2 protein-coding genes (1 of these 2 cut by a window edge) are annotated in these 26,360 nt (G+C 61.7%); both read right to left on the bottom strand.

Annotated features, from left to right (window positions below):
- Positions 1 to 16,869, bottom strand: the 5' portion of a protein-coding gene (locus RYB66_RS07225; protein WP_316894136.1) for a non-ribosomal peptide synthetase. The gene continues 918 nt to the left of window position 1, outside the view; the window shows 16,869 of its 17,787 coding nt (coding positions 1-16,869); it begins with the start codon at positions 16,867 to 16,869; the stop codon falls past the left edge of the window.
- Positions 16,866 to 26,360 (bottom strand): non-ribosomal peptide synthetase, encoded by a 9,495-nt coding sequence (locus tag RYB66_RS07220; protein ID WP_316894134.1) that lies wholly within the window; start codon positions 26,358 to 26,360, stop codon positions 16,866 to 16,868. The genes RYB66_RS07225 and RYB66_RS07220 overlap by 4 nt, the downstream gene beginning before the upstream one ends.

Below are 26,360 nucleotides of genomic sequence, written 5' to 3'. Positions count from 1 at the left end.
ATCCACGTGAGGTGCCTGCATCATTGTCATGTGGTCCCCAGGCACGCTGACACAACGCAACTGGCCTTTTGGCAGGACTTCACCCCAGCCCAATGTAGGACTGGTGCCTGTCGGTGCCATTGGACGCTGCTCTGCGCAGAACAGGTGGATCGGCAAACCGAGCGGTTCCAGTTGGTAATGCGCCAGGGCGTGACCGTGCGCCACTTCCCGGTCCAGGTAGTGATGCAACTGTTGATCGCTGGCCTGCGCGAGTTCCTCGTACAGCAGCTCCTCGTCGCGGCAAAGTTTCAGTAGGGTTTCAAAGTCTGGCAGGGTCGCCTGTCCGCTCAATGAGGTCAGACGCGCCAATGCAGCAGCACCCGCCCCGCTCTGGGCTTTCCAGTGCGCGATGCAGTGCGACAGTAATTGCCGCTCAAGCAGGTCAGGTCCTTGCCAGCGGGCCTTGCCCTGATCAGTCAGGCGCGGCACGTAGCTGTCGATCAGGCCGAGAAATGCTACGGGCTCGTCCATACCGAGCAGTTGAGTCGCCACTTCATAGGCCAGAACCCCGCCAAACGACCAGCCTGCCAGCCGGTAAGGACCGCGTGGCTGGACCTGCCGAATACGTTCCACCAGCCGCGCCGCCAGGCATTCCATGGTGCGCAATTGCTGCTGGCCAAGGCCAACCCCCGGCAAGCCGTAGATCGGGAAGTCGCCCTGCAGGTGTTGTCCAAGGACCGGAAAGTAAGCATCCAGACCGGTAAAGTCATGAATCAGGAACAGAGGCGGTTCGCTGCCACCTGCCCTTACCGTGACGACCTCCTGAGCTTCAACCGAGGGTGTCGGACGCTGGTCGAGCAATCCGGCCAGCGCTGCGATGCTCGGATGCTGGAACAACTCGGCCAGAGACAGTGACAAGCCCGCTTTTTGCAGCAGGCTGACCAGACGGATCGCCGACAGCGAATGGCCACCCAGCTCAAAGAAGCTGTCGTGTCTGCCGATTCGGCCCACTTCCAGAACCTCGGCCCACAGCTGCGCCAGACGCTCCTCCAATGCCGTGGTCGGCGCTTGATAAGCATGGTTCGCCAGCGCGGCCATGTCCGGGGCTGGCAAGGCCTTGCGGTCGACCTTGCCATTCTGGGTCAACGGCAGTGCATCCAGACCGACAAAGACCGCAGGCACCATGTATTCCGGCAATTGCCCTAGCAGGTGCGCTCTCAATGCAGCACTGTCGAGCGCAGCGTCGCGACGGGTGAAGTAGCCCACCAGGCGCAACGAGCCATCTTCCAGACGTTGCGTAGTCACAACGGCTTCGCCAACGCCCGGGCATTGCGCCAGGTGCTGTTCAATCTCGCCCAGCTCGATGCGTACCCCACGGATTTTGACCTGATCGTCGTTGCGGCCCAGGTATTCAAGGGTCCCGTCAGCCAGCCAGCGCACCAGGTCGCCGGAGCGGTACATTCTGGCCTCGCTGCTGTCGCTGAAAGGATCATCAACGAAGCGCTCGGCGGTCAGCTCCGGGCGGTTCAGATAGCCACGTGCTACGCCTGTGCCGCCGATATACAACTCGCCGGGCACCCCGAGCGGCACTGGCTGGCCCTGCGAATCCAATACATAAAGCCGCGCATGGGAAACAGGCTTGCCGATGTGCAAGACCTTGCCCGGCTCCATCAGACCGGAGCTGGCAACCACCGTGGTTTCCGTCGGACCGTAGTTGTTGACCACCGCGAAACCAGGGTCGCGATTGAAGTGACGCAAACGGTCGCCACCAATCAACAAGGTTTTAAGGGTCGGATGGCGCAACTCACGACTGAATGCATATTCGGCCACCGGTGTCGGCAGAAACGCGACTTGCAGAGGTTGCGCCAGCCACCAGTCGAGCAACACATCAAGCTGTTCGTTGCCAATCTCCGCAGGCGGCAGATGCAATACCGCACCGGCACATAACGCAGGCCATACTTCCCAGGCCATCGCGTCGAAACCAAACCCGGCAACGCTGGCGGTATGACTGCCCGCACGCAGATCGAATGCCTGACAGTGCCAGTCCACCAGATTGTTCAGCGTCCGATGCTCGACCATCACGCCTTTGGGCAGTCCGGTGGACCCCGAGGTATAAATCACGTAAGCCAGTTGACGCGTGGTCATTTGCGGAACATGCGGGTTGTCGGTGCGTTGCGACCAGTCCGGGCGATCTAGGACAACCACCGGTACAGCCAGGCTGGGCAGACGCGCCAGCAGGCCGGACTGAGCCAGCACCACGACAGGTGCGCTGTCTTCAAGCAGATAGCCGATGCGCTCGTCTGGATGTGCCGGATCGACCGGCACATAGCTTGCCCCGGCTTTCAACACCGCTAGCAAGCCGGTGAGTGTTTCAAGCCCGCGCCGCGCCACTACCGCTACACTGTCATCCGGACGTACGCCCAAGCCGATAAGGTGATGGGCCAGTGCGTTGGCACGACCATTCAGCTCCGCGTAGCTCAAGCGCTGGTCGCCTGCCTGGGCAGCCACAGCGTGCGGCTGATCAAGCGCCTGCTGCTCAATACGCTGGTGAATGGTCAGCGGGTTCTCTGGGCTGAGCGCTTGGGCATTGAAGCCATTGAGCAGTTCGTTTCGCTCAGCGACCGGCAGAATATTCAGCGACTGAATCGGCGCGGTAAGTTTTTGCTCAAGGGCGATCACCAGGTTCTCTACGGCGCAGGAAAGGTACGCGCAGACACGCCGGGCATCGATGCCCGTCGTGGTCAGCGCCGACAGGTCAAACGCCTCGCCCAGGTCATCGACGCTGAGCGTCAGCGGGTAGCTGCTGCGCTCACCGGCCTGCAACAGTTCGATCCCCTGCCAGGCTTTTTCGGCAGCCTCGTCGTGCTCTCCGGGCGCAGTGCTGTGGCGGTAGTTCAACAACGCGCTGAACAACGGCGCGCCCGCAGGCAAGGCGCTGCAACGCTGGGCGATTGCCAGCGAGGCATGCTCGTGGGCAAGCAATCCGGTCAGACGCAGATGGGTCTGCAACACCGCATCGCGTGTGCTCTGACCGAAGAGGTCAATGCGCAGCGGCAAGGTATTGATGAACACCCCGAGCGTGCGCTCTGCCCCCTCGGTGCCGTTCAGGCGACCGAGCAGTACGGTGCCGAACACCACTTTGTCGCGCCCGGACAAGCGGCCCAGTACCTGAGCCCAGGCCAGGTGCATCAGGCTGGCAGGGCTGACACCCAGTTGCCGTACTTGATCGCGTAACCGCTGGCTCAGCGCCGAATCCAGGCGCAGCCTGGCTTCACTCGGAACATCCGGCCCCGGCAGCGAAGTCTGGCCATACGCCAGGGTGGGTTCGTCCAGGTCACCCAATTGCTCGCGGAAGAACGTTTCATGCGCGTGCTCACCCGCCCCCAGCAAGGTCTGCGCAATGTAATTGCGGTAAGGCACTGGCGCGGGCAGTTGCGCCTGCTGATCCAGCAGTACTGCCTGCAATTCCCGGCTCAGCAGGTCGAGGGCAACGTGGTCCATGATCAGGTGATGGAACAGCAGTACCGCGACGATACGCTGGTTGTCCGGGTCATCGGCGTGCACCAGACGCAGCAGCGGTGCACGGACAAGGTCCAGCGGTTCGGGATCGGCCAGTGCCGCCAGCGGCAATTCGATCACCGGCAGGTCGGCATGACGCCAAACCACTTGCACAGGTGTTTCCAGGCCTTCCCAGCACAGCGAAGTACGTAGCACATCGTTACGGGCGATGACCTGCTGCAACGCCTGGCAAAAGGCATCCAGCCGCGAGCGGTCGGCAAATGCAAAGCGTGCCTGCAAGCGATAAGGGTCATCGTCACCGGCTGACAGGTAATGATAGAAAATACCTGCCTGCAAAGGCCCCAACGGGTAGATGTCCTGAACATTGGGCGCACCGCCGGTCACGCTGGCGACGATGCGATCAATGCCTGCCTGATCCAGCTTCACCAAGGGCAGCAGGTCCGGGGTGATCGAGGTGCAATCCGGACCGATCAGGTTGGCCGGAACCTTCACCTGACTGCCGTTGCCGATGGCGCGGGCCAGGGCCGCGAGGGTTGGCTGGGCAAACAAAACGCGAATATCTGCGTCCATGCCGCGACGACGCATGCGAGCGATCAGGGTGACGGCGAGTAGCGAATGGCCGCCTAGTTCGAAGAAGTGGTCGTTGCGCCCTACCTGCTCGACCTGCAGCAAATCGCTCCAGATCTCGGCAACGGCTATTTCCAGTTCACCTTGCGGCGGCTCGTATTCACGCCCCGGCAGAGCGTCGCGGTCCGGGACAGGCAAGGCGCGGCGATCCACCTTGCCATTGGCGGTCAGCGGCCAGGCGTCAAGGCGCACAAAAGCGCTTGGCACCATATAGCCTGGCAGACGAGCCAGCATCTCGGCACGCAGTCCGGCGACCTCAATGGCGGAGGCAGCGGCGTGTTCGATGAAGTACGCCACCAGACGTGGTTGCCCAGGCTCGTCTTCGCGGGCCAGAACCAGCGATTCCTCGATACCCGGCAATGCCGCCAACTGCGCCTCGATTTCGCCCAGCTCGATACGCACGCCACGAATCTTCACCTGATCATCGTTACGGCCCAGATAATCCAGCGTGCCATCGGCATTCCAGCGCGCCAGATCGCCAGTGCGGTACATACGCGCTTGCGGCTGCCCACTGAACGGGTCGCTCAGGAAGCGCTCGGCAGTCAGTTGCGGCTGGTTCAGATAACCCCGTGCCACGCCTTCGCCGCCTATATACAACTCGCCGGCGACGCCCAATGGCACCAGTTGCTGCTGGTCGTCGAGCAGGTACACGCGGGTATTGGCAATCGGTGTGCCAATATCCAGGCTGCCATCCGGCAGCAGACGACCCGAGGTGGCCACCACCGTAGCCTCGGTCGGGCCGTAGTTGTTGATGACGGCAAAGCCCGGGTCACGGTGGAACTGACGCAGGCGGTCGCCGCCGATCAATAGCGTGCGCAGGGTCGGATGATGCAATTCGCGACTGAACGCGTATTCAGCCACCGGGGTCGGCAGAAAGGCTACTTGCAGCGGTTGCGCCAGCCACCAGTCAAGCAGCGCGTCGAGCTGCTCGTTACCGATGTCTGCAGGTGGAACGTGCAGCGTTGCACCGGCACACAGTGCCGGCCAGATTTCCCAGGCCATTGCGTCAAAGCCGAAACCGGCAACACTGGCAGTGTGGCTGCCTGCGTGCAGATCGAATGCCTGGCAATGCCAATGCACCAGGTTGGCCAGGGTGCCATGCTCGACCATCACGCCTTTCGGTTGCCCGGTCGAGCCCGAGGTGTAGATGACATAAGCCAGTTCGCGGGACGTCAGCCCCGCCACCAGCGGATTATCCGCCTGCGCCGGCCACTCGGGTCGATCAAGCGCAATCACCGGCACCGCCAACGCTGGCAGGCGTGCGATGAAGGTCTGTTGAGCAAGTACCACCACCGGTGCGCTATCGGTCAGCAAGTAGCCAAGGCGTTCATCGGGATACGCCGGATCCACCGGTACATAGCAGGCACCGGCCTTGAGGATCGACAGCAGGCTCACCAGCGTGTCCAGCCCGCGGCGCGCAACCACCGCCACCCGATCGTCCGGGCGCACGCCAAGGCTGATCAGATAATGGGCAAGGCTGTTCGCCTGGCGGTTCAACTCTGCGTAGCTCAGCGACTGCTCGCCAACCCGGGCAGCGACTGCTTCAGGCTGACGTGCGGCCTGAGCTTCGATCAGGCCATGAACGGTTTGACCTTGCGGGAAACTCACCGCGCTGGCGTTAAGGCTCTCGAGCAGGTACTCACGTTCCTGCGGACCCACCAGCGGAATATCACCCAGCACCGCGTTTTCATTATTCACCAGCGCATGCAGCAACTGTTCGAAATAGCCGTAATAGCGCTGCACCGTGGGCTCATCGAACAGCGCGGTTGCGTATTCCAACGTGCCAAACAGCGAGTCATCCTGCTCGCCGAGGTTCAACGACAGATCAAACTTGCAGACCTGACTCTCCTGCTCGACCACGCTCAGCGACAAACCGTCCATGTCCGGTAACGAGGTTTCCCCGGCCAGCCAGTTGAGCGTGGTCTGGAACAACGGGGAGTGAGCCAGGCTGCGGGTCGGCCGGACAATTTCCACCACCTGCTCGAATGGCAGGTCCTGATGATCCTGAGCCTCCAGTACCCGCTCCCTGACCTGTGCCAGCAATGCATTACCGGTCAGCGCCGAGGCTGTATCGATGCGCACGGCCAGGGTGTTGACGAACAGCCCGATCAGCCCTTCCAGCTCCGCACGACCGCGTCCTGCAATCGGGCTGCCGACCACCACTTCGGTCTGACCGGAAAGACGCGCCAGCAATGCGCCCCATGCGGTCAGCAAGGTCATGTACAGCGTGACGCCTTGCCGTTGCGCCAGCGCTCGCAAGCCTGCCGTCAGTGGCCCGTCCAGCCGCACGTTCAGGCTGGCACCGGCGAAGTCCTGCTGCGCCGGGCGGGGCCGGTCGGCAGGCAGCGTCAGTAGCGTCGGTGCGCCTTCCAGGGCTTGTCGCCAATAGGCTGCCTGATGTTGCAAGCGCTCGCCGCTCATCCAGCCCTGCTGCCATACCGCATAGTCGGCGTATTGAATAGCCAAAGCTGGCAGGGGATCGTCCTTGCCCTGATGCAATGCCGGGTACAACGCGAGCAACTCGCGAGTCAGCACGCCCAGCGACCAACCGTCGGCGACGATGTGGTGCACCGTCAGCAACAACACATGCTGCTCGTCTTCCACCTGTAGCAGGCAGCCACGGATCAGTGGCCCACGCGTCAGATCGAACGCTGCGGTGGCCTCTACAGCAACACGTTCGGCCAGTGTTTCCGGCATTTGACGCAGATCTTCAACATGCAGGACCGGCATGGCCGCAGGCGCAGTAAACACCACCTCTGCGCCCTCTTCGCAGGCGATGAACCGGCTGCGCAGGGTTTCGTGGCGCTCGACGATCCGTGATACCGCAGCGGTCAGCGCAGCTACATCCAGCAAGCCCTGTATGCGCAGGGCCAGCGGGATGTTGTACGCCTCATTGCCACCCTCCATCTGCGCCAGGAACCACAAGCGCAGCTGGGCGAACGACAGCGGTAACGACTGATCACGCGGTGCAGGCAGGATCAGCGACAGTTCACTGCGCCCGGCACCGGCCAGCGCACTGGCGACGGCAGCCAGCTCACCCAGCGCAAAGAGCTCGCCCAACGGCAACTCCATGCCCATCTGTTGACGCACCTGCGACACCATGCGCATGGCCAGCAAGGAATGCCCACCCAGATCGAAGAAGTGGTCGTGGCGGCCTACCTGTTCAATCTGTAGAACTTCCGCCCAGATCTGCGCCAGAGCCACTTCAATCTCTCCCTGCGGTGGCTCGTAGGCCAGCCCCAGCAGCGACGAGTGATCCGGTTTGGGCAGCGCACGGCTGTCAAGTTTGCCGTTGGCAGTCAGCGGCAGCGCGGTCAGCTCTATATAGGCTCCCGGAACCATGTATTCAGGCAGGTTGGCCTGCAGATGCGCACGCATTTGCTCCGGCCCGGGGGCATCGGACTCCGGCTGGCTGGTGAAATAGGCAACCAGACGTACATTGCCCGGCTCGTCCTCACGAGCCAGAACAACGGCCTCTCTGACCCCCGGCAACTGGTGCAGACAATTGACAATTTCGCCCAGCTCAATACGGAAGCCACGGATTTTCACTTGATCGTCGTTGCGTCCCAGGCATTCCAGTTGGCCGTCATCCAGCCAGCGACCCAGATCGCCGGTGCGGTACAGCATGGCGCCAGGCTGATCGCTGAACGGGTCGGCAATAAACTTCTCGTCGGTCAGATCCTGGCGGTTCAGATAACCCAGCGCCACACCGTCGCCACCGATGTAAAGCTCGCCGATAGCTCCCAGCGGTGTCAGGCGCTGATGAGCGTCGAGCACGTAAACACTGGTGTTGCCGATGGGTCGACCGATAGGCACGTACTCGGCCTCATCGGCCAGCGTTCGTACTTGGCAGGCAGTGGCGAAGGTGGTTGTCTCGGTGGGGCCGTAAGCGTTCAGCAGGTGCAGACCCGGTGCCTGGGCAAGCAGTTTGCGGAAGCTGGCCGGGTCTGCGCGCTCTCCGCCTGAAAGCAGCAGGCGCAGACCCCCAAGTGCCTCTGGAATCAGTTGCACGTACTGGTTGAACAGCGCGGTGGTCAAAAACAGCACGCTGACATTGCCCTGACGCAGGGCCGCGCTGAAACGCATCGGGTCAATCAGCGTGGTGTGCTCGATCACCAACAACTGCCCGCCGTTGAGCAACGCACCCCAGACTTCCATGGTGCTTGCATCGAACGCCGGATTGGAGGCAAAGGCGATGCAGTCCTGCTCGTTGAAGTCGGCATAACCGTTGTTCAATACCAGTCGGGTGATACCGCGATGGGCGACACGTACGCCTTTTGGCGCCCCCGTCGAACCAGAGGTATACATGACGTAAGCCGCTGTATCAGAGGCCTGTGGCAGGCCCGGATCATGCGCAGGCTGGTCGTCGAGAGTCAGGCGGTCCAGATCAATACGCCGCACGGATGAGGCTGTCGACATGGCGCTCTGCGTCAACACGTATTTCGCCTGGCAGTCATCGAGCATGTAATGCTGCCGCTCGGCAGGCGCGTTGACGTCCAGTGGTACGTAGGTCGCTGCACATTTACCGATCGCCAACTGGCTGATCACCAGTTCCAGCGAGCGAGGCAGCAGAATCGCCACATGCTCATTGGGCTTCACACCTTGCCCCAGCAGGTAATGGGCCAGGTGGTTGGCACGTTCGTTCAGCTCCCCATAAGTCAGCGAACGGCGGCCATGCACGGCAGCCACTGCATGCGGATGCAGCGCAGCACGGCGCTCAAACAGGCGATGCACGAGCTGCTCGCGGGGGTATTCACGACGGGTGTTGTTGAACGTGGCCGACAACAGCGTGTGTTCAGCCTCCGGCAGCACCGATGATTCGATCAAAGCCGTTTCCGATTGCTGCTCCAGTGCCTGCACCAAATGGACAAGAGCTTGTTGCACATAGGCGCAAATCCGTTGCGGATCAATACCCGGCGCAGTCTGGGCAGTCAGGCTGAACGCATCGCCGAAGTCATCGATACACAGGGTCAGCGGGTAGTTGCTGCGCTCTTCTGCATGCACGACCTCAATCCCTTGCCATGCAGCGTTGCTTGCCTGGTCATCAACCTCAGGCACAGCGCTGTGGCGGTAGTTGAGCAACGTATTGAACAGCGGCGCGCCAGCCGGCAAGGCGCTGCATCGTTGGGCCAGTGCCAACTGAGCATGCTCGTGGGTGAGCATGCCGACCAGACGAGCGTGCAGGTCGAGGACCGCACTGCGCGCGCAATGCCCGCCCAGGTCCATGCGCAGCGGCAAGGTGTTGATAAACACACCCAAGGCCCGCTCGCCGCCTTCGCCACCGCGCAACCGTCCAAGCAGTACGGTGCCGAATACCACGCTTTCACGCCCGGACAACTGCCCCAGGACCTGAGCCCAGGCCAGGTGCATCAAAGTAGCGGCGCTGACGCTCAGTTGCCTTGCCTGATCACGAACCTGATGGCACAGGTCGATGTCCAGTGTGAGTCGGGCCTCGCCAGGAATCTGATCTGCCGATGCCATTACCAGGCCGTAAGGCAGGGTCGGCTCATCGACATCGCCCAACTGCTCGCGGAAGAACGCTTGATGGGCCTCGTCGCCAGGCCCTTGCAGGACGTGGGCGATGTAATTTCGGTACGGCACGGGCGCTGCGAGCGAAGCTTCGTTGCCCAGCAGTACGGCCTGCAATTCATGGCTCAGTACATCAAGGGCAATATGGTCCATGATTACATGGTGGTAACGCAGAACCGCCGCAATCCTGTGGTTGGCGGGGTCATGGGCATAGACCAGATGCAGCAGCGGTGCCTGAGTAAGGTCCATGCGTGGGGCATTGAAAAGGTCGTGCAACGCTGTCTCTTGAACGAGCATGGGAGCCTGACGCCAGACCACCTGCACCGGCGTTTGCAAACCTTCCCAGAACAACGCGGTGCGCAGCATATCGTTGCGTTCGATCACCCGCTGCAATGCATCGCAGAAAGCGTTCAGCCGCGACACGTCGGCGAATGCGAACTGCGGCTGCAACAGGTAGGGATCGCTGTCCCCGGCGGTCAGGTGGTGGTAAAGAATGCCTGTCTGCAAGGGGCCCAGCGGATAAATATCCTGCACATTGGCGGCACCGCCCGGCACCTTCGCAACGATACGGTCGATGGCTGGCTGATCCAGCGCTACCAATGGCAGCAGTTCGGGTGTAATGCGCTGGCAGTGCGCATCGATCAGGTTGGCCGGCACTTTGACTTCAGTGTCGCGACCGACGGCGTCAGCCAGCGCTGCCAGTGTTGGCTGAACAAACAGAACACGAATGTCGGCACGCATGTCCAGACGACGCATACGCGCAATCAGGGTCACGGCGAGCAATGAGTGGCCGCCCAGTTCAAAGAAGTTATCCTGACGCCCAACCTGCTCCACATGCAGCAATTCGGCCCAGAGGCTGGCCAAGGCGATTTCGATCGTACCCTGCGGCGCTTCATAGGCACGGCTGGCGATACTGTCGCGATCCGGTGCCGGCAAACTTTTGCGGTCCAGTTTGCCGTTCGCCGTGACTGGCAGGCTGGCCAGCCTTACAAACGCCGCAGGCACCATGTATTCGGGCAGCAGCCCCGACAGCCAGGCACGCAACTGCTCGATATCCAGCCCGGTTTTATATTCACCGCAGGTGTAATAGCCAACCAGTCGTTTGTCGCCCGGCACATCCTCGCGTGCCACTACCACAGCGTCGATGACATCCGGATGATCGTTCAGGCGAGACGCGATCTCACCCAGCTCAATACGGAACCCGCGAATCTTGACCTGCTCGTCGTTACGGCCCATGTATTCCAGGCTACCGTCGGCCATCCACCGTCCAAGGTCGCCGGTACGGTACATGCGCGCATCCGGTGCAGTGCTGAACGGGTTGTCGAGGAAACGTTCGGCCGTGAGCGCTTCACGGTTCAGATAACCCCGCGCCACACCGGCACCGCCAACATACAGTTCGCCAACCACACCTACCGGCACAGGCTCGCCGCGGGCGTCGAGGACATACATCTGCAAATCGGGAATGCGCCTGCCGATAGGACTGGCACCGACACGCATGGCGTCTTCGGTCTGCAATGGATAATAGGTCACATGCACCGTGGTTTCGGTGATGCCGTACATGTTCACCAGTTGCGTGCCAGCGTTTACGTTGCGTGCATACCACGGCTTGAGCATCGCCGTTTCGAGCGCTTCACCGCCGAAAATCATCTGGCGCAGCGAGTGCGCCTGCTCGTTCTCGTTTTGGGCAGCGATCAGTTGCCGGAACGCGCTCGGCGTTTGGTTGAGCACCGTAACTCCTGCGCTGCACAGCAGGTTGTAGAAGTCTTCCGGCGAGCGGCTGACCAGTTGCGGCACGATCAACAAACGGCCGCCGTGCAGCAATGCGCCCCATATTTCCCAGACCGAGAAGTCGAAGGCGAATGAGTGAAACAGTGCCCAGACATCCTGTTCGTTGAAACCGAACCAGTCTTCGGTGGCCGAAAACAGCCGTGCAACGTTGCGGTGTTCGATCATCACACCCTTGGGCTGACCGGTTGAGCCCGAGGTGTAGATGATATAAGCCAGGCTAGTGGGCTTTACCGGCACCTGCGGATTAGAGACGGACTCGTCCTGCAAATCGGCATCGTCGAGACTGATTACCGGCACATCTGACACCGGCAGGGCGTGCTGTACTGACCGCTGACTCAACAACGCCACTGGCGCGCTGTCGCCGAGGGTGTAGGCCAGACGCTCGAGTGGGTAAGCGGGGTCCAGCGGCACATAGGCGCCACCGGCCTTGAGAATGCCCAGCAGGCCCGCGATCATTTGCAGGCTCCGCTGCGTGCAGATGGCAACACGGTCATCGACACTGATGCCCATGCCGATAAGGCGATGTGCAATTTTATTGGCCTGGGCGTTGAGTGTCGCGTAGCTCCAGGATGTATCTTCGAACGTTACGGCAATCGCATCCGGCGTGCGCTGCACTTGTGCTTCAAACTGGCTGTGCAGGGTCAGCCCCTGCGGGTAAACCGCATCGGGTGCATTGAAACCGTCGGTCAACTGCCGACGCTCGCTACCCGACAAGAGCGGAATGTGGTTCACGACCGTCTGGCTGTCGGTGATCATGCCGCGCAATATCGCCTCCAGGTAACCCAGATAGCGTTCGATGGTGCTGCGGTCAAACAGCGCTGTCGCATATTCCACGATGCAGCGGAAACCATCGGCGCTGTCGCCGACGCTCAGCGCCAGGTCGAATTTTGCGAAAGCGGCCTGCTCTTCCAGCGGTTCCAGGTGCATGTCGCCCAGTTGCAAATCCAGACCCTGGCTGCCGTCCCAGGTCAGTGATGCTTGGAACAAAGGGCTATGCGAAAGACTGCGAGGCGGTCGCAAGCGCTCCACCACCTGCTCGAAAGGCAGGTCCTGATGGTCCTGCGCCGCCACCACGCGGGCCTTGATGCGGGCCAGCAGCGTCACAGCATCCGGCTCGCCCGAGGTATCGACACGCACGGCCAGGGTATTGACGAACAGACCGATCAGGCCTTCGATTTCGGCATGGCGGCGGTTGGCAACCGGCATGCCGACGACGACTTCCTCCTGGCCGGATAACCGCGCCAGCAATGCGGCCCAGGCCCCCATGAACAGCATGAACGGTGTCACCGACTGCTCATGGCAGAAGGTCCTGAGGTCGCTGCTCAGGCGCGGATCGAGCTCCAGCGTGACACTGGCCCCGGTATAGTCCTGATGCGCAGGCCGTGGACGGTCAGTGGGCAAGGTCAGCAATACCGGCGCACCCGCCAGTGCCTGCTGCCAGTAATCGCCCTGATGGCTCAACCGTTCGGCATCCAGCCAGTTGCGCTGCCACACTGCGTAATCGCCATATTGCAGCGTCAGCGCAGGCAGCGGATCATCCTGGCCTTGACTGAACGCCTGATAGAGCGCGGTGAGTTCACGGGTCAGAACACCCAGCGACCAGCCATCGGCAACGATGTGGTGTACGGTCAGCAGCAAAACGTGACGGTCTTCAGCCAGGCACAGCAAGCGACCACGAATCGGCAGGTCGCGGTGCAGATCGAAGGGCTGCGCTGCCTCTTCCTTTGTTACCGCCTGTAAGGCCCCTGCGTCCTGGCCACGCAAATCCTGCCAGCCAATATCGGGCACTACCGTGGCGGACGCTGCCTGCACCCAGGCCTTGTCGTCTTCCTGGCTGAATTGGCTGCGCAGGCTATCGTGGCGGGCGACAATGCGTTCCAGCGCACGCGTCAAGGCACGGCTGTCCAGCGGGCCGCTCAGTTTCAGGCCCAATGAGATGTTGTAGGCGCTGTTGGCATCTTCCATTTGCGCCATGAACCAGATGCGCTGCTGAGCAGACGACAGCGGAACAGGGCCGGTGCGTGGCTGCACGTCGATGGCAGGCAACTGGCTGCGCGCGGCAGCCGTCAGGCAGTGCGCCACCGCGATCAGCGAACTGTCGGCAAACAGGTCGCCAAGGGCAAGCTCAAGTGACAGACGCTGGCGCACCTGAGAAACCATACGCATGGCCAACAGCGAATGGCCACCCAGATCAAAGAACCGGTCATGACGCCCTACCCGCTCGACCTGTAACAATTCGCTCCAGATCTGAGCCAGTGCGTTCTCCAGATCACCTTGCGGTGCCTGGTATTCCCCGGTTGACAGCGCATCGCGGTCGGGGACTGGCAATGCACGGCGGTCGACCTTGCCGTTGGCCGTCAGTGGCCAGCTTTCCAGTCGTACCAATGCGCCGGGCACCATATAACCCGGCAGGCGGGCCAGCAGCGCGGTACGCAATTGCTCTACTGTGGTGGTGGGAGCGTCTGCACGTTCAGTGAAGTAACCCACCAGGCGCGGTTGCCCTGGCTCATCTTCGCGAGCCAGGACCAGCGCTTCCTCGATACCTGGCAATTGGCCGAGCTGGCTTTCTATTTCACCCAGTTCAATGCGCACGCCACGAATCTTCACTTGGTCGTCGTTACGGCCCAGGTACTCCAGCGTGCCATCTGCGTTCCAGCGTGCCAGGTCGCCGGTGCGGTACATGCGCGCCTGTGGTTGTCCGGAGAAAGGGTCGCGCAGAAAGCGTTCAGCAGTCAGTTGCGGCTGATTCAGGTAACCGCGAGCGACACTGTCGCCGCCAATGTACAGCTCGCCTGCCACACCCAGCGGGACCAGTTGCTGGCGGTTATCCAGCAAATAAACCGAGGTATTGGCGATGGGCTTGCCGATGTCCAGGCTGCCATTGGGGAACAGGCGGCCTGAGGTGGCGACCACGGTGGTCTCGGTCGGGCCGTAGTTGTTGATCACTGCGAAGCCTGGATCACGATGGAACTGGCGCAGACGGTCGCCGCCGATCAGCAGCGTGCGCAGGGTCGGGTGACGCAGGTTGCGACTGAAGGCGTACTCGGCAACAGGCGTAGGTAGAAATGCGACCTGCAACGGTTGGGTCAACCACCAGTCAAGCAGCGCATCGAGCTGTTCATTGCCGATCTCGGCAGGCGGCAGGTGCAACGCCGCCCCGGCGCACAAGGCTGGCCAGACTTCCCAGGCCATGGCGTCGAAACCAAAACCCGCCACACTGGCGGTGTGACGGCCCGCGCGCAGATCGAAGGCGGCGCGGTGCCAGTCGACCAGATTATTCAGCGTCCGGTGCTCGACCATCACGCCCTTGGGCTGACCGGTCGAGCCCGAGGTGTAGATCACGTAGGCGAGATGAGTCGAATTGAGCCCGTCGATGTGCGGGTTGCCTGGCTGTTGCGGCCAGTTCGCCAGGTCAAGGTCGATCAGCGGTACTTCCAGCCGTTGCAACCCTGAAACGCCGTTGAGACGTTCCACAAATGCCTGTTGCGTCAATACCGCAACCGGTGCGCTGTCAGTCAGCAAATAGACGATACGCTCATCCGGATGCGCCGGGTCAACCGGTACGTAGCCCGCCCCGGCCTTGAGTACGGCCAGCAAGCCGACCAGCGTCTCTAGGCTGCGTCGTGCAACCACGGCAACGCGATCGTCGGGCTGTACGCCGATGCCGATCAAGTGCTGGGCGAGCGCATTGGCATGCGCGTTCAGCTCGCTGTAACTGAGGCATTGCTCGCCCACCTGCGCGGCGATCGCATCAGGCTGTTGCTCCGCCAGGTGTTCGATGCGCTGGTGAATCGTCAGCCGGCGTTCATAGTCGGCATGTCTGTCGTTGAAGCCGAGCAGAAGCTGCGCTCGCTCGCTGGTGGGCACCATATCAAGCTGATCGACGGGCATCTGCGGCGTCTGCTCCAGCGCATCGAGCACACTTTCCATGGTCCATTGCATGTAAGCGCAAATGCTTTGCGCACTGATACCTGCGGTAGTTTGTGCAGTAAAGCCAAACGCTTCGCCCAGATCATCGACGCTCAGTACCAGCGGGTAGTTGCTGCGCTCCTGAGCATGCAGCACCTCAATGCCCTGCCATGTTTCACCGGAAGCCTGCGCTGGTGAACTGTGACGATAGTTGAGCAAGGCGTTGAACAACGGCGTCGGCGCTTGCACCCCGCTGCAACGCTGGGCCAGTGCCAGTGGTGCGTGTTCATGGCGCATCAGTGCGGTCAGGCGCTGGTGGGTTACCCTTACTGCGGCTTGTATGCCTTGATCGTCCAGATCGAGACGCAGCGGCAAGGTATTGATGAAGATGCCCAGCGCCCGCTCCGTGGCCTCGGCACCCAGCAAGCGCCCCATCAGTACAGTACCGAAGACGACTCGCGATTGTCCGGCAAGGCCTGCCAGCACCCGTGCCCAGCCCAGGTGAAACAGGCTGGCGACGCTTACTCCCAGGCTCCGCGCCTGAGCGCGCAAGCGCTGGCACAGCAGCAGATCAAGCGTGACACTGTGCTCTTCGAGCTCATCGCCGTCACCGCTCAAATCCTGCAGGCTGTACGCCAGGGTCGGTTCATCGAGGTCGCCGAGCATGTCGCGGAAGAACGCTTCATGCTGTTCTTCGCTGACGCCCAGCAACGCCTGCCCGACATAGTTGCGGAACGGTACCGGTACACCCAGCAGCCCGGCCTGCCCCGACAGGCACGCCTGTATTTCATGACGCACCACTTCCAGCGCACTGTGGTCCATGGCGATATGGTGGAACAGCAGCGTAGCCTGCATCCCCTGACCTTGCGCCGGCTCATGGCAGACCAGACGCATCAGCGGTGCCTGGCCCAGCACCATGGTCATGCCTTCGGCGCTCGGCGAGGTATCGACCTTGAGTTCAGCGTGACGCCAGACCACTTGCAGCGGGGTTTCCAGACCGTTCCAGTGCACTGAGGTGCGCAGAATGTCATGCCGGTTGATGACGGTTTGCAGCGCCTGGGCGAATGCCTTCAGACGCGCTTGATCAGAAAAGGCGAATTGCACCTGCATCACATACGGGTCGCCCTGAGTGGCGGTAACGTGATGGTACAAAATGCCTTGCTGCAGCGGAGCCAGCGGGTAGATGTCCTGCACATTGGCGGCACCTCCCGGTATTGCGTCCAGCAACTGGTCGATGGTTGCCTGATCAAGCTCCACCAGCGTCAGCATCTGCGCAGTGATTTGCTCGCAGCCCTGAGGAATGCCATTGGCGGGCAACGTCAGTGCGCCGCGTTTGCTGTTCTGGTAATCGCCCTGTTCGATGAGTTCTATCAGCGCCGGCTTGTGCTCGCGCAGGTGCTCCAGCAGACCGTTTTCGGTCAATGCACGGCGATTGCCCTGCACAACCAGTTGTCCGTCCTTGACCGTCAGGTGAATAGCGTGAGCTTTGAGTGCCGCCAATAGTTCGTTGATGCTCACAGTATTATCTCCATGCTCTCTGTGATGGCTGCATAGCCTGCCAGCGTAGGTTGTTCGAACAGCGCCCGGACATCGGCCTCGATGCCTTCCTGGCGCAGGCGCGCAGTCAGGTTCACCGCCAGCAGCGAGTGCCCGCCCAGTTCGAAAAAGTTGTCGTGTCGTCCGACTTGCCCGACTCCGAGCAGCTCGCTCCAGAGTCTGGCGAGCAAGGCTTCGGTTTCGCCTTGCGGTGCCTCATAAGGGCGGGTCAGTAGCGCATCGCCGCCGGACGCAGGCAGAGCCTTGCGGTCCAGCTTGCCGTTGGGGCTCAGCGGCATGGCGTCCAGGTGCACGAACAGTGCAGGCACCATGTAATCCGGCAGCTGCGCACGCAGCGCCTCACGCAGTGTCTCGACCGGCAGTGGTGTGCCGGTGTAATAGGCCACCAGCCGCTGGCCGCCCGGCTGCTCGTCGCGAACCAGCACGACGGCCTGTTCAATCCCCGGATGACGGATCAGGCAGGCTTGAATATCGCCAGGCTCGATACGCAGCCCGTGGATTTTCACCTGATCGTCATTGCGGCCGAGGAACTCGAGGTTGCCATCCGCCCGCTGACGCACCAGATCGCCACTGCGGTACAGCCGGTCACCCGCCACGAAGGGGCTGTCGATAAAGCGTTCGGCGTCAGCTTGCGGCAGGTTCAGGTAACCACGGGTTACCCCGGCACCACCGATATGCAACTGACCGATAACACCCAAGGGTACAGGCTGGTCATAGGCATCGAGTACATACAATCGCGTGTTGCTGATCGGGCAACCGATAGGCAAAGCACTTTCCGGCACGGCCTGGTCGGGTTCCAGTGTCCAGACACTGCAATCCACCGTGGTTTCGGTCGGGCCATAAACGTTGTGCAGGCGTGCCTGCGGCAGTTGCTTGCGTAACTGCTCGGCCAGGGCGATGGTCAGCTCGCCACCGCCGCAGACGATGTCGGTCAGGCTGAGGCACTGGCTGCTTTGCGGCAGGTCGAGAAACTGCTGCAACAGCACCGGAACAAACTGCACCACGCTGACCTGACGCTCCTGAATCAACTGCGCCAGATACGCAGGATCGCGCTGGCCGTCAGGGCGGGCCAGCACCAGCGGGATACCGCTGCTCAACGGCCAGAAAATCTCCCAGACCGAGGCGTCAAAGCTGATCGGCGTCTTTTGCAACAATGCGCTGGCCGCTGTGGGTGGGCACAGTCGCGAACTCCACTGCACCAGATTGCTGACGTTACGATGCTCGACCATCACCCCTTTGGGCGTGCCGGTGGAGCCCGAGGTGTAAATCACGTACGCCAGATGATTCGGCATCAGGCCGGGGACACGCGGGTTATCACCGCGCTGCATGTCCCAGGTCGAGCTGTCCAGGTCGACCCGCAGGGTGTGTTCATCGTCGAGCAGATTGCGCGTGCCTGCATGCACCAGCAAAGCCACCGGCGCACTGTCCTTGACCATGTATTGCAGGCGCTCGCGCGGGTAGCCCGGGTCAAGCGGCACGTACGCGCCACCGGCCTTGAGAATGGCCAGCAGGCCAACGACCATCGACAGGCCGCGCTCGACACAGATCGCTACGCGATCATCGGGCCGCACACCCAGATCGATCAGGTGATGGGCCAGACAGTTAGCCTGTTCGTTGAGCTGTCGATAGCTCAGCTGCGAACGCCCGGCGCGCAGGGCAACAGCCTGCGGCGTGCGCACCGCCTGCGCCTCGAACAGCCCTTGCAGGGTTTGTTGAAGATCGTGATGAACCGTCGTAGCGTTGAAGTCGACCAGCGAACGCTGGCGCTCTTCGGCGTTCAGCACAGAAAGATGCTGCACCGGCAGATCCGGCTGGCATTCAAGCGCGTCAACGATGCCTGTCAACGCCTGTTGCACATAACCACAGATACGTTGCGCACCCACCTGAGGTGGCACGGTGACACTCAGGCGCAGGCTATCGCCCAGGTCATCGACGTTGAGGCTCAACGGATAGTTGGTGTGCTTCTCGCTTGCCAGAATTTCCAGACCGCGCCACGCATCGAGCTGCGCATCCTGACGGGCCTGGCCTGCGGCGTGTCTGTAGTTGAGAATCGCACTGAACAACGGCAAGGGCGCGGCCACCCCGCTCCAGCGTTGGGCCTGAGCCAGAGACGCATGTTCGTGACCGAGCAGCGCCGCAAGCCGGGCGTGAGTAGCGCGTGCACTTTCACGTATACCGACGTTACCCAGATCAATTCGCAGTGGCAGTGTGTTGATGAACATGCCCATGCCGCGGTCGGCACCCGCACCGCCCTGCAAACGACCCAGCAGGACAGTGCCGAATACCACCCGGTCAGTGCCGGTGGCCGCAGCCAGAACGCGCGCCCATGCCAAGTGAAGCAGGCTGGCGACACTGACCCCAAGTTGCCGAGCCTGGCCGCGCAGGCTTTGCAGAAGCGCATCAGGCAGCACCTGCTGCGCGTGCTCGATGGAGCTGCCGTCACCCTGCACGTCGCGCAGGTCGAATGGCAGCGTCGGCGCGTCGATATCGCCCAGTTGCTCGCGAAAGTAAGCTTCGTGCTCCGCTTCGCTGACACCCAGACGCGCCTGCGCCACATAGTTGCGATAAGGCACGGCGGGCTGCATTGGACCAGACTCGCCGCGCAGGTGGGCGAGCATTTCCTCACGCATGACCTCAAGCGCAGTGGCGTCCACCACGATGTGATGGAACATCAGCGTTGCAGACAGGCCAGAACCCGTTGCGTCCGGGCAGTAGGCCAGACGAATCAGCGGCGCACAGCTCAAGTTCAAGCGTGCCGAGCCTGCGGGCGCATCGATTTGCGCTGGCGATACACGCTCGACAACTAGATCAGCCTGGCGCCAGACGACCTGTTGCGGCATGTCCAGTCCTTCCCAGACGATTGCAGTGCGCAGGCTGTCATGCCGGGCAATGACCTTGCGCAGCGCGTCGGCCACCGCCGCCAGGCGCTCCGGGCTGTCGACGTTGATGCGCAATTGCAGCAAGTACGGGTCGCCCTCCTCGGCGGTCAGGTGGTGATAAAGAATGCCTTCCTGCAACGGTGCCAGCGGGTAGATCTCCTGCACGTTGGCCGCGCCGCCAGGCACCGTGGCGACTATACGCTCGATGGTCGTCTGATCGAGCTGTGTCAGGCTGAGCAGATCCGGCGTGATGTGCGTGCAACCGGCTGGAACGCGGTTGGCAGGCGCAGAAATTTCACGGCCTTTGCCTACCGATGCGGCCAGAGCGGCAACGGTCGGTTGGCCGAGCAACACCCGTACATCGACGCTGAGGCCCGCATTGCGCAGGCGCTCGACCAGGCTGACCGCCAACAGCGAATGACCGCCCAGTTCAAAGAAGTTGTCGTGCCGTCCGACTTTCTCCAGACCCAGCACCTGCGCCCAGAGACCGGCCATGATGGTCTCTGTTTCGCCTTGCGGTGCCTCGTAGGCCTGCCCGCTCAGTTCTTCCAGTTCAGGGTCCGGCAAGGCACTGCGATCCAGCTTGCCATGACTGGTCAAGGGAAGCGTGTCCAGGCGTGTAAAGGCCAGCGGCACCATGTGCGCGGGAAGGCGCGCGCGCAGCGCTTCGCGCAGGACATCGGGGGTGACGGGTGAGTTTTCGGTAAACCAGGCCAGCAAACGTTCGCCGCGCACCAGCACCACGGCATCCTGGACCTGCGCCTGACTGGCCAGGGTCGCCTCGATTTCGCCAAGTTCAATACGCATGCCGCGAATTTTCACCTGATCATCGTTGCGCCCCAGGTAATCCAGACTGCCATCGGCGTTCCAGCGCACCAGGTCGCCGCTGCGATACATACGTGCCTGCGCCTTGTCGCTGAACGGGTCGGCAATAAAACGCTCTTCGGTCATCTGCGGCCGGTTCAGATAGCCCCGTGCAACACCTGCGCCGCCGATGTACAGCTCGCCGATGACACCCACAGGTACGGGCTGTAACTGCCCGTCCAGTACGTAAACACGGGTATTGGCAATCGGACCTCCGATATGCAGCGAGCCACCCGGTTTTACTACGCCAGAGGTGGCCACCACGGTGGTTTCGGTCGGGCCATAGTTGTTGATCACGGCGAAACCCGGGTCGCGGTCAAACTGACGCAAACGGTCGCCGCCGATCAGCAGCGTGCGCAGAGTCGGATGCTGACGAGGGCGTCTGAATGCTTGTTCAGCCACCGGAGTCGGCAGGAAACTGACCTGAAGTGGCTGCTCCAGCCACCAGTCAAGCAGCTCATCCACGTGTTCGTTGCCGACCTGTGCCGGTGGCAGATGCAGTACGGCACCGGCACACAATGCGGGCCACACTTCCCAGGCCATGGCGTCAAACCCGAAACCCGCCACGCTCGCCGTATGACTGCCAGCCTGCAGATCAAACGCCTGGCAATGCCAGTGCACGAGATTGACCAGCGTGCAGTGTTCAACCATGACGCCTTTGGGCTGGCCGGTGGAACCGGAGGTGTAGATGACGTAAGCCAGATTATGCTCATCAAAGCCCGCTACCGACGGGTTGCTGGCGCACGCTTCAAGCCAGTTAATCTGCTCGATGTTCAACTGCGTTGTATCGCCCGCCAGATCGCGCGTCGAATCTTCGGTCAGGACCACGCGAGGTGCGCTGTCCTCCAGCAGGTAAGCAATGCGCTCTGCCGGGTAGACCGGATCTACCGGCACGTACGCAGCACCGGCCTTGAGCACCGCCAGCATGGCGACCAGCCGCTGCGGGCCACGGTGCAGACACAATGCGACTCGCTCATCTGCTGTGACACCCAGACCAATCAGATGGTGAGCCAGGTGATTGGCACGCTCGTTCAGCTGCGCGTAGGTCAGGACGTTACCGCCCTGAATCACCGCAGGACTGTCGGGTCGACTGGCGGCCTGCGCTTCGATCAGCGCATTCACCGTGCAGTGCTGCACAAAGCCCTGTTCATTGTTGTTGAAATCGAGCAGCAAATGGCTGCGCTCTTCGGCGTCGAGAATCGAAACGTTTTCCAGCTTCAGTGGCCGCGCCTCTTCCAGCGTCTCCAGCAGATGCGTCAGCGTGTTGAGCACCCAGCCAGCGATGCGCTCGGCGCCCATGCCTTGCAGCGCCAAGACATGCAGGTCGAAGCCTTCACCCAGATCGTCCACGCTGAGCGTCAACGGGTAGTTGCTGCGCACATCGCCGCCGAGCACCCGCACGCCTTGCCAGAGACCTTCACCGTCCTGCGGCTTTACGTCAGCGCTGTGGCGGTAATTGAGCAGTGCACTGAACAGCGGCGAACCTGATGCAACGGCACTGCAGCCTTGAGCGAGCACCAGCGAAGCCTGTTCGTGAGCGATCAGTGCAGACAGCTTCGAATGGACGGCTTTGACGGCCGCCCGAGTGGTCAGCGCCGTATCGACCCGCAGTGGCAGGGTATTGATGAATACGCCGAGTGCCTGATCAGCCCCCTCACCGCTCATGCGCCCCAACAATACGGTGCCGAACACCACGTCCCGACGGTTGGCCAGCACCCCGAGGACCCGCGCCCAGGCAAGATGCATCAGGCTTGCCGCGCTCACACCGAGTTGCCGCGCCTGTTCGCGCAGTCGCAGGGCCAGGGCGTGGTCAAGTGACCGTCGATCCTCCTCTATGCCACTGCCGTCGGCACGCACGTCCTGTATGCCAAACGGCAAGGTCGGTTCTTCGACATCACCAAGCATTTCGCTGAAAAATGCGCTGTGACCGGCCTCATCGCTGGCCAGCCGCACTTGCGCTACATAGTTACGATAAGGCACCGGCGTCCTTAGGTCAGAACGCTGGCCGAACAGCAACGCCTGCATCTCGCGGCTGACAATTTCCATCGCGGTGTTATCAAGAACCAGATGATGGAACAGCAAAATGGCGACTGTTTCTCCGCTTGCCGGTTCATGGGCATGCACCAGACGCATCAACGGTGCCTGTGACAGGTCCAGTCGATGGTGACGGGCGTCAAAGCGCCGTTGCAGACGGTCGATGATCGCCGTTTCCTCGTCGGCATCGAACTCGATAGCCTGTACGGTCAGTTCAGCGTTGCGCCAGACCACCTGTTGCGGGCTTTCCAGCCCCTCCCAGGCCACTGAGGTGCGCAGAATGTCGTGCCGGTCGATAACGTGCTGCAACGCATCGGCCCACGCGCATAGGCGCTGCGGCGTGTCGAACGCCAGACGCCATTGCAACAGGTACGGATCGCCCTGCCCGGCGGTCAGATGATGGTAAAGAATGCCTTCCTGCAACGGTGCCAGCGGGTAGATTTCCTGCACGTTGGCAGCACCGCCCGGCACGCTGGCGACAATACGATCAATGGCCGATTGTTCAAGCGAGACCAGGCTCAACATCTGCGGTGTGATCCGGTTACACCCTGGCGGGATAAGGTTTGCAGGTGCCTTGAATGCCTGAGCATCTTGCTGATAAGCGGCCAGAGCAGCCAGTGTCGGCTGGCTGAGCAGCGCATGCACATCTGCCATCAGCCCCGCCTTGCGCAGTTGCTCGACCAGGTTCACGGCCAGCAAGGAATGACCGCCCAATTCGAAGAAGTTATCGTGTCGCCCTACCCGCTCCACACCCAGGACTCGCGCCCAGATGGTCGCCATGGCGATCTCCACCTCGCTCTTAGGTGCCTCATAGGCTTGCCCCAGCAGGTACGCCGGGTCCGGGTCAGGCAACGCGCGACGGTCAAGCTTGCCGTTGGCCGTCAGCGGCAGTGAAGCCAGACGCGTGAACGCGCGCGGCACCATGTAACCCGGCAGTCGCGCCCGCATCGCAGGGCTCAGTGCGTCGGTGTCGACCGCAGACGTTTCAGTGAACCAGGCCAGCAGCTGCAAGTCGCGAACCAGTACCACCGCATCCTTGACACCCTCCAGGCTGGCCAGCATCGCCTCGATTTCTCCCAGCTCGATGCGCATGCCACGAATCTTCACCTGATCATCGTTGCGCCCCAGATAATCCAGGGTCCCGTCGGCGTTCCAGCGCACCAGGTCACCGCTGCGGTACATACGCGCTTGTTCGACATCGCTGAACGGGTCGGCGACAAACCGCTCTTCGGTCAATTGCGGCTGGTTCAGGTAACCGCGCGCAACGCCTGCGCCACCGATGTAAAGCTCACCGGCAACGCCCACGGGCATTGGCTGCAACTGCTCATCGAGCACGTAAACCCGTGTGTTGGCGATGGGGCCGCCGATGTGCAGCGAGCCGTTGGCCAATATCTGGCCAGAGGTGGCGACTACCGTCGTTTCGGTCGGTCCATAATTGTTGACCACCGCATAACGGCGGTTATGAACAAATTGACGAAGGCGGTCGCCGCCGATCAGCAGAGTGCGCAGGGTCGGATGTTCTTCGTCCTGGCTGAAGGCGTACTCAGCCACTGGAGTCGGAAGGAAGCTGACGTCCAGCGGCTGGGCACGCCACCAGTTCAGCATCGCTTCAATGTCCTCCCCGCTGTCCTGAACCGGGGCCAGGTGCAGGGTTGCGCCAGCGCACAGGGTCGGCCAGACCTCCCAGGCCATTGCATCGAAGCCGAAGCCGGCGAGGCTGGACGTATGACTGCCCGCCTTCACATCGAACGCACTGCAATGCCAGTCAACCAGATTGGCCAGCGTACGATGCTCCACCATCACGCCCTTCGGCTGACCGGTGGAGCCCGACGTGTAGATCACGTAAACCAGATTGTCACTGCTCAGCCCCGCTACCTGCGGATTGTTGTCAGCCCCCTCGCTGTCTGTGCAGTGGTCCAACTCGATCAGCGGCATTGCCAGCGGTGGCAGACGGTCGATCAGCGTTGATAGCGTCAACACCACCACCGGCGCACTGTCGCTGAGCAGGTAATGCAAACGTTCGCGTGGGTGTGACGGGTCGATGGGCACATAGGCAGCCCCAGCCTTGAGGACCGCCAACAGCCCGACCAGGGTCTCCAGGCTACGGCGGGAAACGATGGCAACCCGGTCGTCAGGCCGTACGCCCTGGTAGATGAGGCGCTGGGCCAGCGCATTGGCCTGCCGGTTGAGTTGCGCGTAGGTCAGGTGCTGCCCCTGATAAACCGCTGCCACCGCATATGGGCGGATTCGTGCCTGTTGCTCGATGCGTCGATGAATCAATTGCTCGTCGGCAGCAGTTTTTTCAGTCTGGTTCCAGGCCTGTATCTGCAATTGCTCGGCTGGCGCTGAAATGTGGAAGTCTTGAAGCTTGAGCGTCGGGCTTTCAAGGCCCTGCTCCAGTATGTGCAGCAGACGCCCGGCGATGGCCTGGGCTTCGGTATCTTCGATCCAGGCGCGATGGTGGACCAGATGCAGCGCCGCATCGTCGTTGTAGCTGTTGGTGCGCAAGTGGATGGCCAGCGGCGTCGCCTCATAGCCATTGGAGACTTTTACCGTGTGTGCCTCAGCTTCGCCGTAGCAGTAATCGTGGTCTTCCAGCTCGTAGGACACCGAGACTTCGAACAACTGCGCGCGCTCCTCGCGGGATAATTCCAGGCTGCGATTGAGCTCGCTCAGTGGGAAACGTTGATGACGGAAGTCGCGTTTCAGCGCGTCACGGACCTCGACCACCAGAGCACCGAAGTCCAGCCCGTCGGCGAAGGCCATGCGCACCGCACTGACCTGGGCGAAGTGGCCCAGGGTGGCCTTGAAGCGCGCGCCGTTGCGGTTGAGTAACGGCAAGCCCACAATCCATTCGTCGCGTTGCGCCGTGCGCGTGAAATAGACATGCAGAACCGCCAGCAAGACATGAAACGCCGACGCATTGTGGCGCTCGGCAAATTGCTTCATGCGCACATGCAATGCCTGGGGAAGTGCCTGCACCCAGGCATGGGACGGCGCCGGATCTGTCGCCCGACGGTTGTGATAGCGCGATACCAGCAACGGTTCCGGCAGTTCACGGTATTTTTCCAGCCAATAGGCCTTGTCCAGCGAATAGCGCTTCGACGCTTGGTACTGCGCGTCGTCGGCAATGAAGGCTCGGTAACCTGGCGCACTGAGTTCAAGGCATTCACCTGCCATCAATGCGCTGTAAAGCTCGCCAAGGGACTTGAACAACTGGCCGAAGCCCCAACCATCAAGAATAAGATGGTGGGCCTGGCCCACCAGCCAGTGTTGATCCTGGGCAAGACGGATCAGGCGGAAATCGAGCAGTGGGCTGCCACCCAGTGCGTATGGACGCCGCATGTGGTCATTGACCAGCGCTTGCGCTGCACGGGTCGGCTCGGGGTGATCACTGAAGTCGTGTAAAGGTAGGGTCAGCGGCATGACAGCAGCGTATGACTGAAGCGGCAAGCCATCCGTCCCTGCTCCCGGCATCAGCACTGTGCGCAAGCTTTCGTGAGCGGCAACCAGTTGTTCCAACGCTCGATGCAGATTCGCCGGGTCAACCGGTCCGGTCAGTTGCAGGTAGCCGCCGATGTTGTAAAGCGGAGAATCGCCACGGCTGATCTGGTCAAGCCAGATATCACGCTGAGCAGCGGTCAGAGGGAAAGTTTCAGCGGCTGGGGCAAACAT

The organism is Pseudomonas syringae group sp. 243L2 (assembly GCF_032587875.1).
Lineage (GTDB): Bacteria > Pseudomonadota > Gammaproteobacteria > Pseudomonadales > Pseudomonadaceae > Aquipseudomonas > Aquipseudomonas amygdali.
This window is presented reverse-complemented; position numbering and strand designations above follow the sequence as displayed.

Excerpts from the sequence above, each read along its gene's own strand:
- RYB66_RS07220 (WP_316894134.1), bottom strand. The coding sequence starts at position 26,360 with ATGTTTGCCCCAGCCGCTGAAACTTTCCCTCTGACCGCTGCTCAGCGT.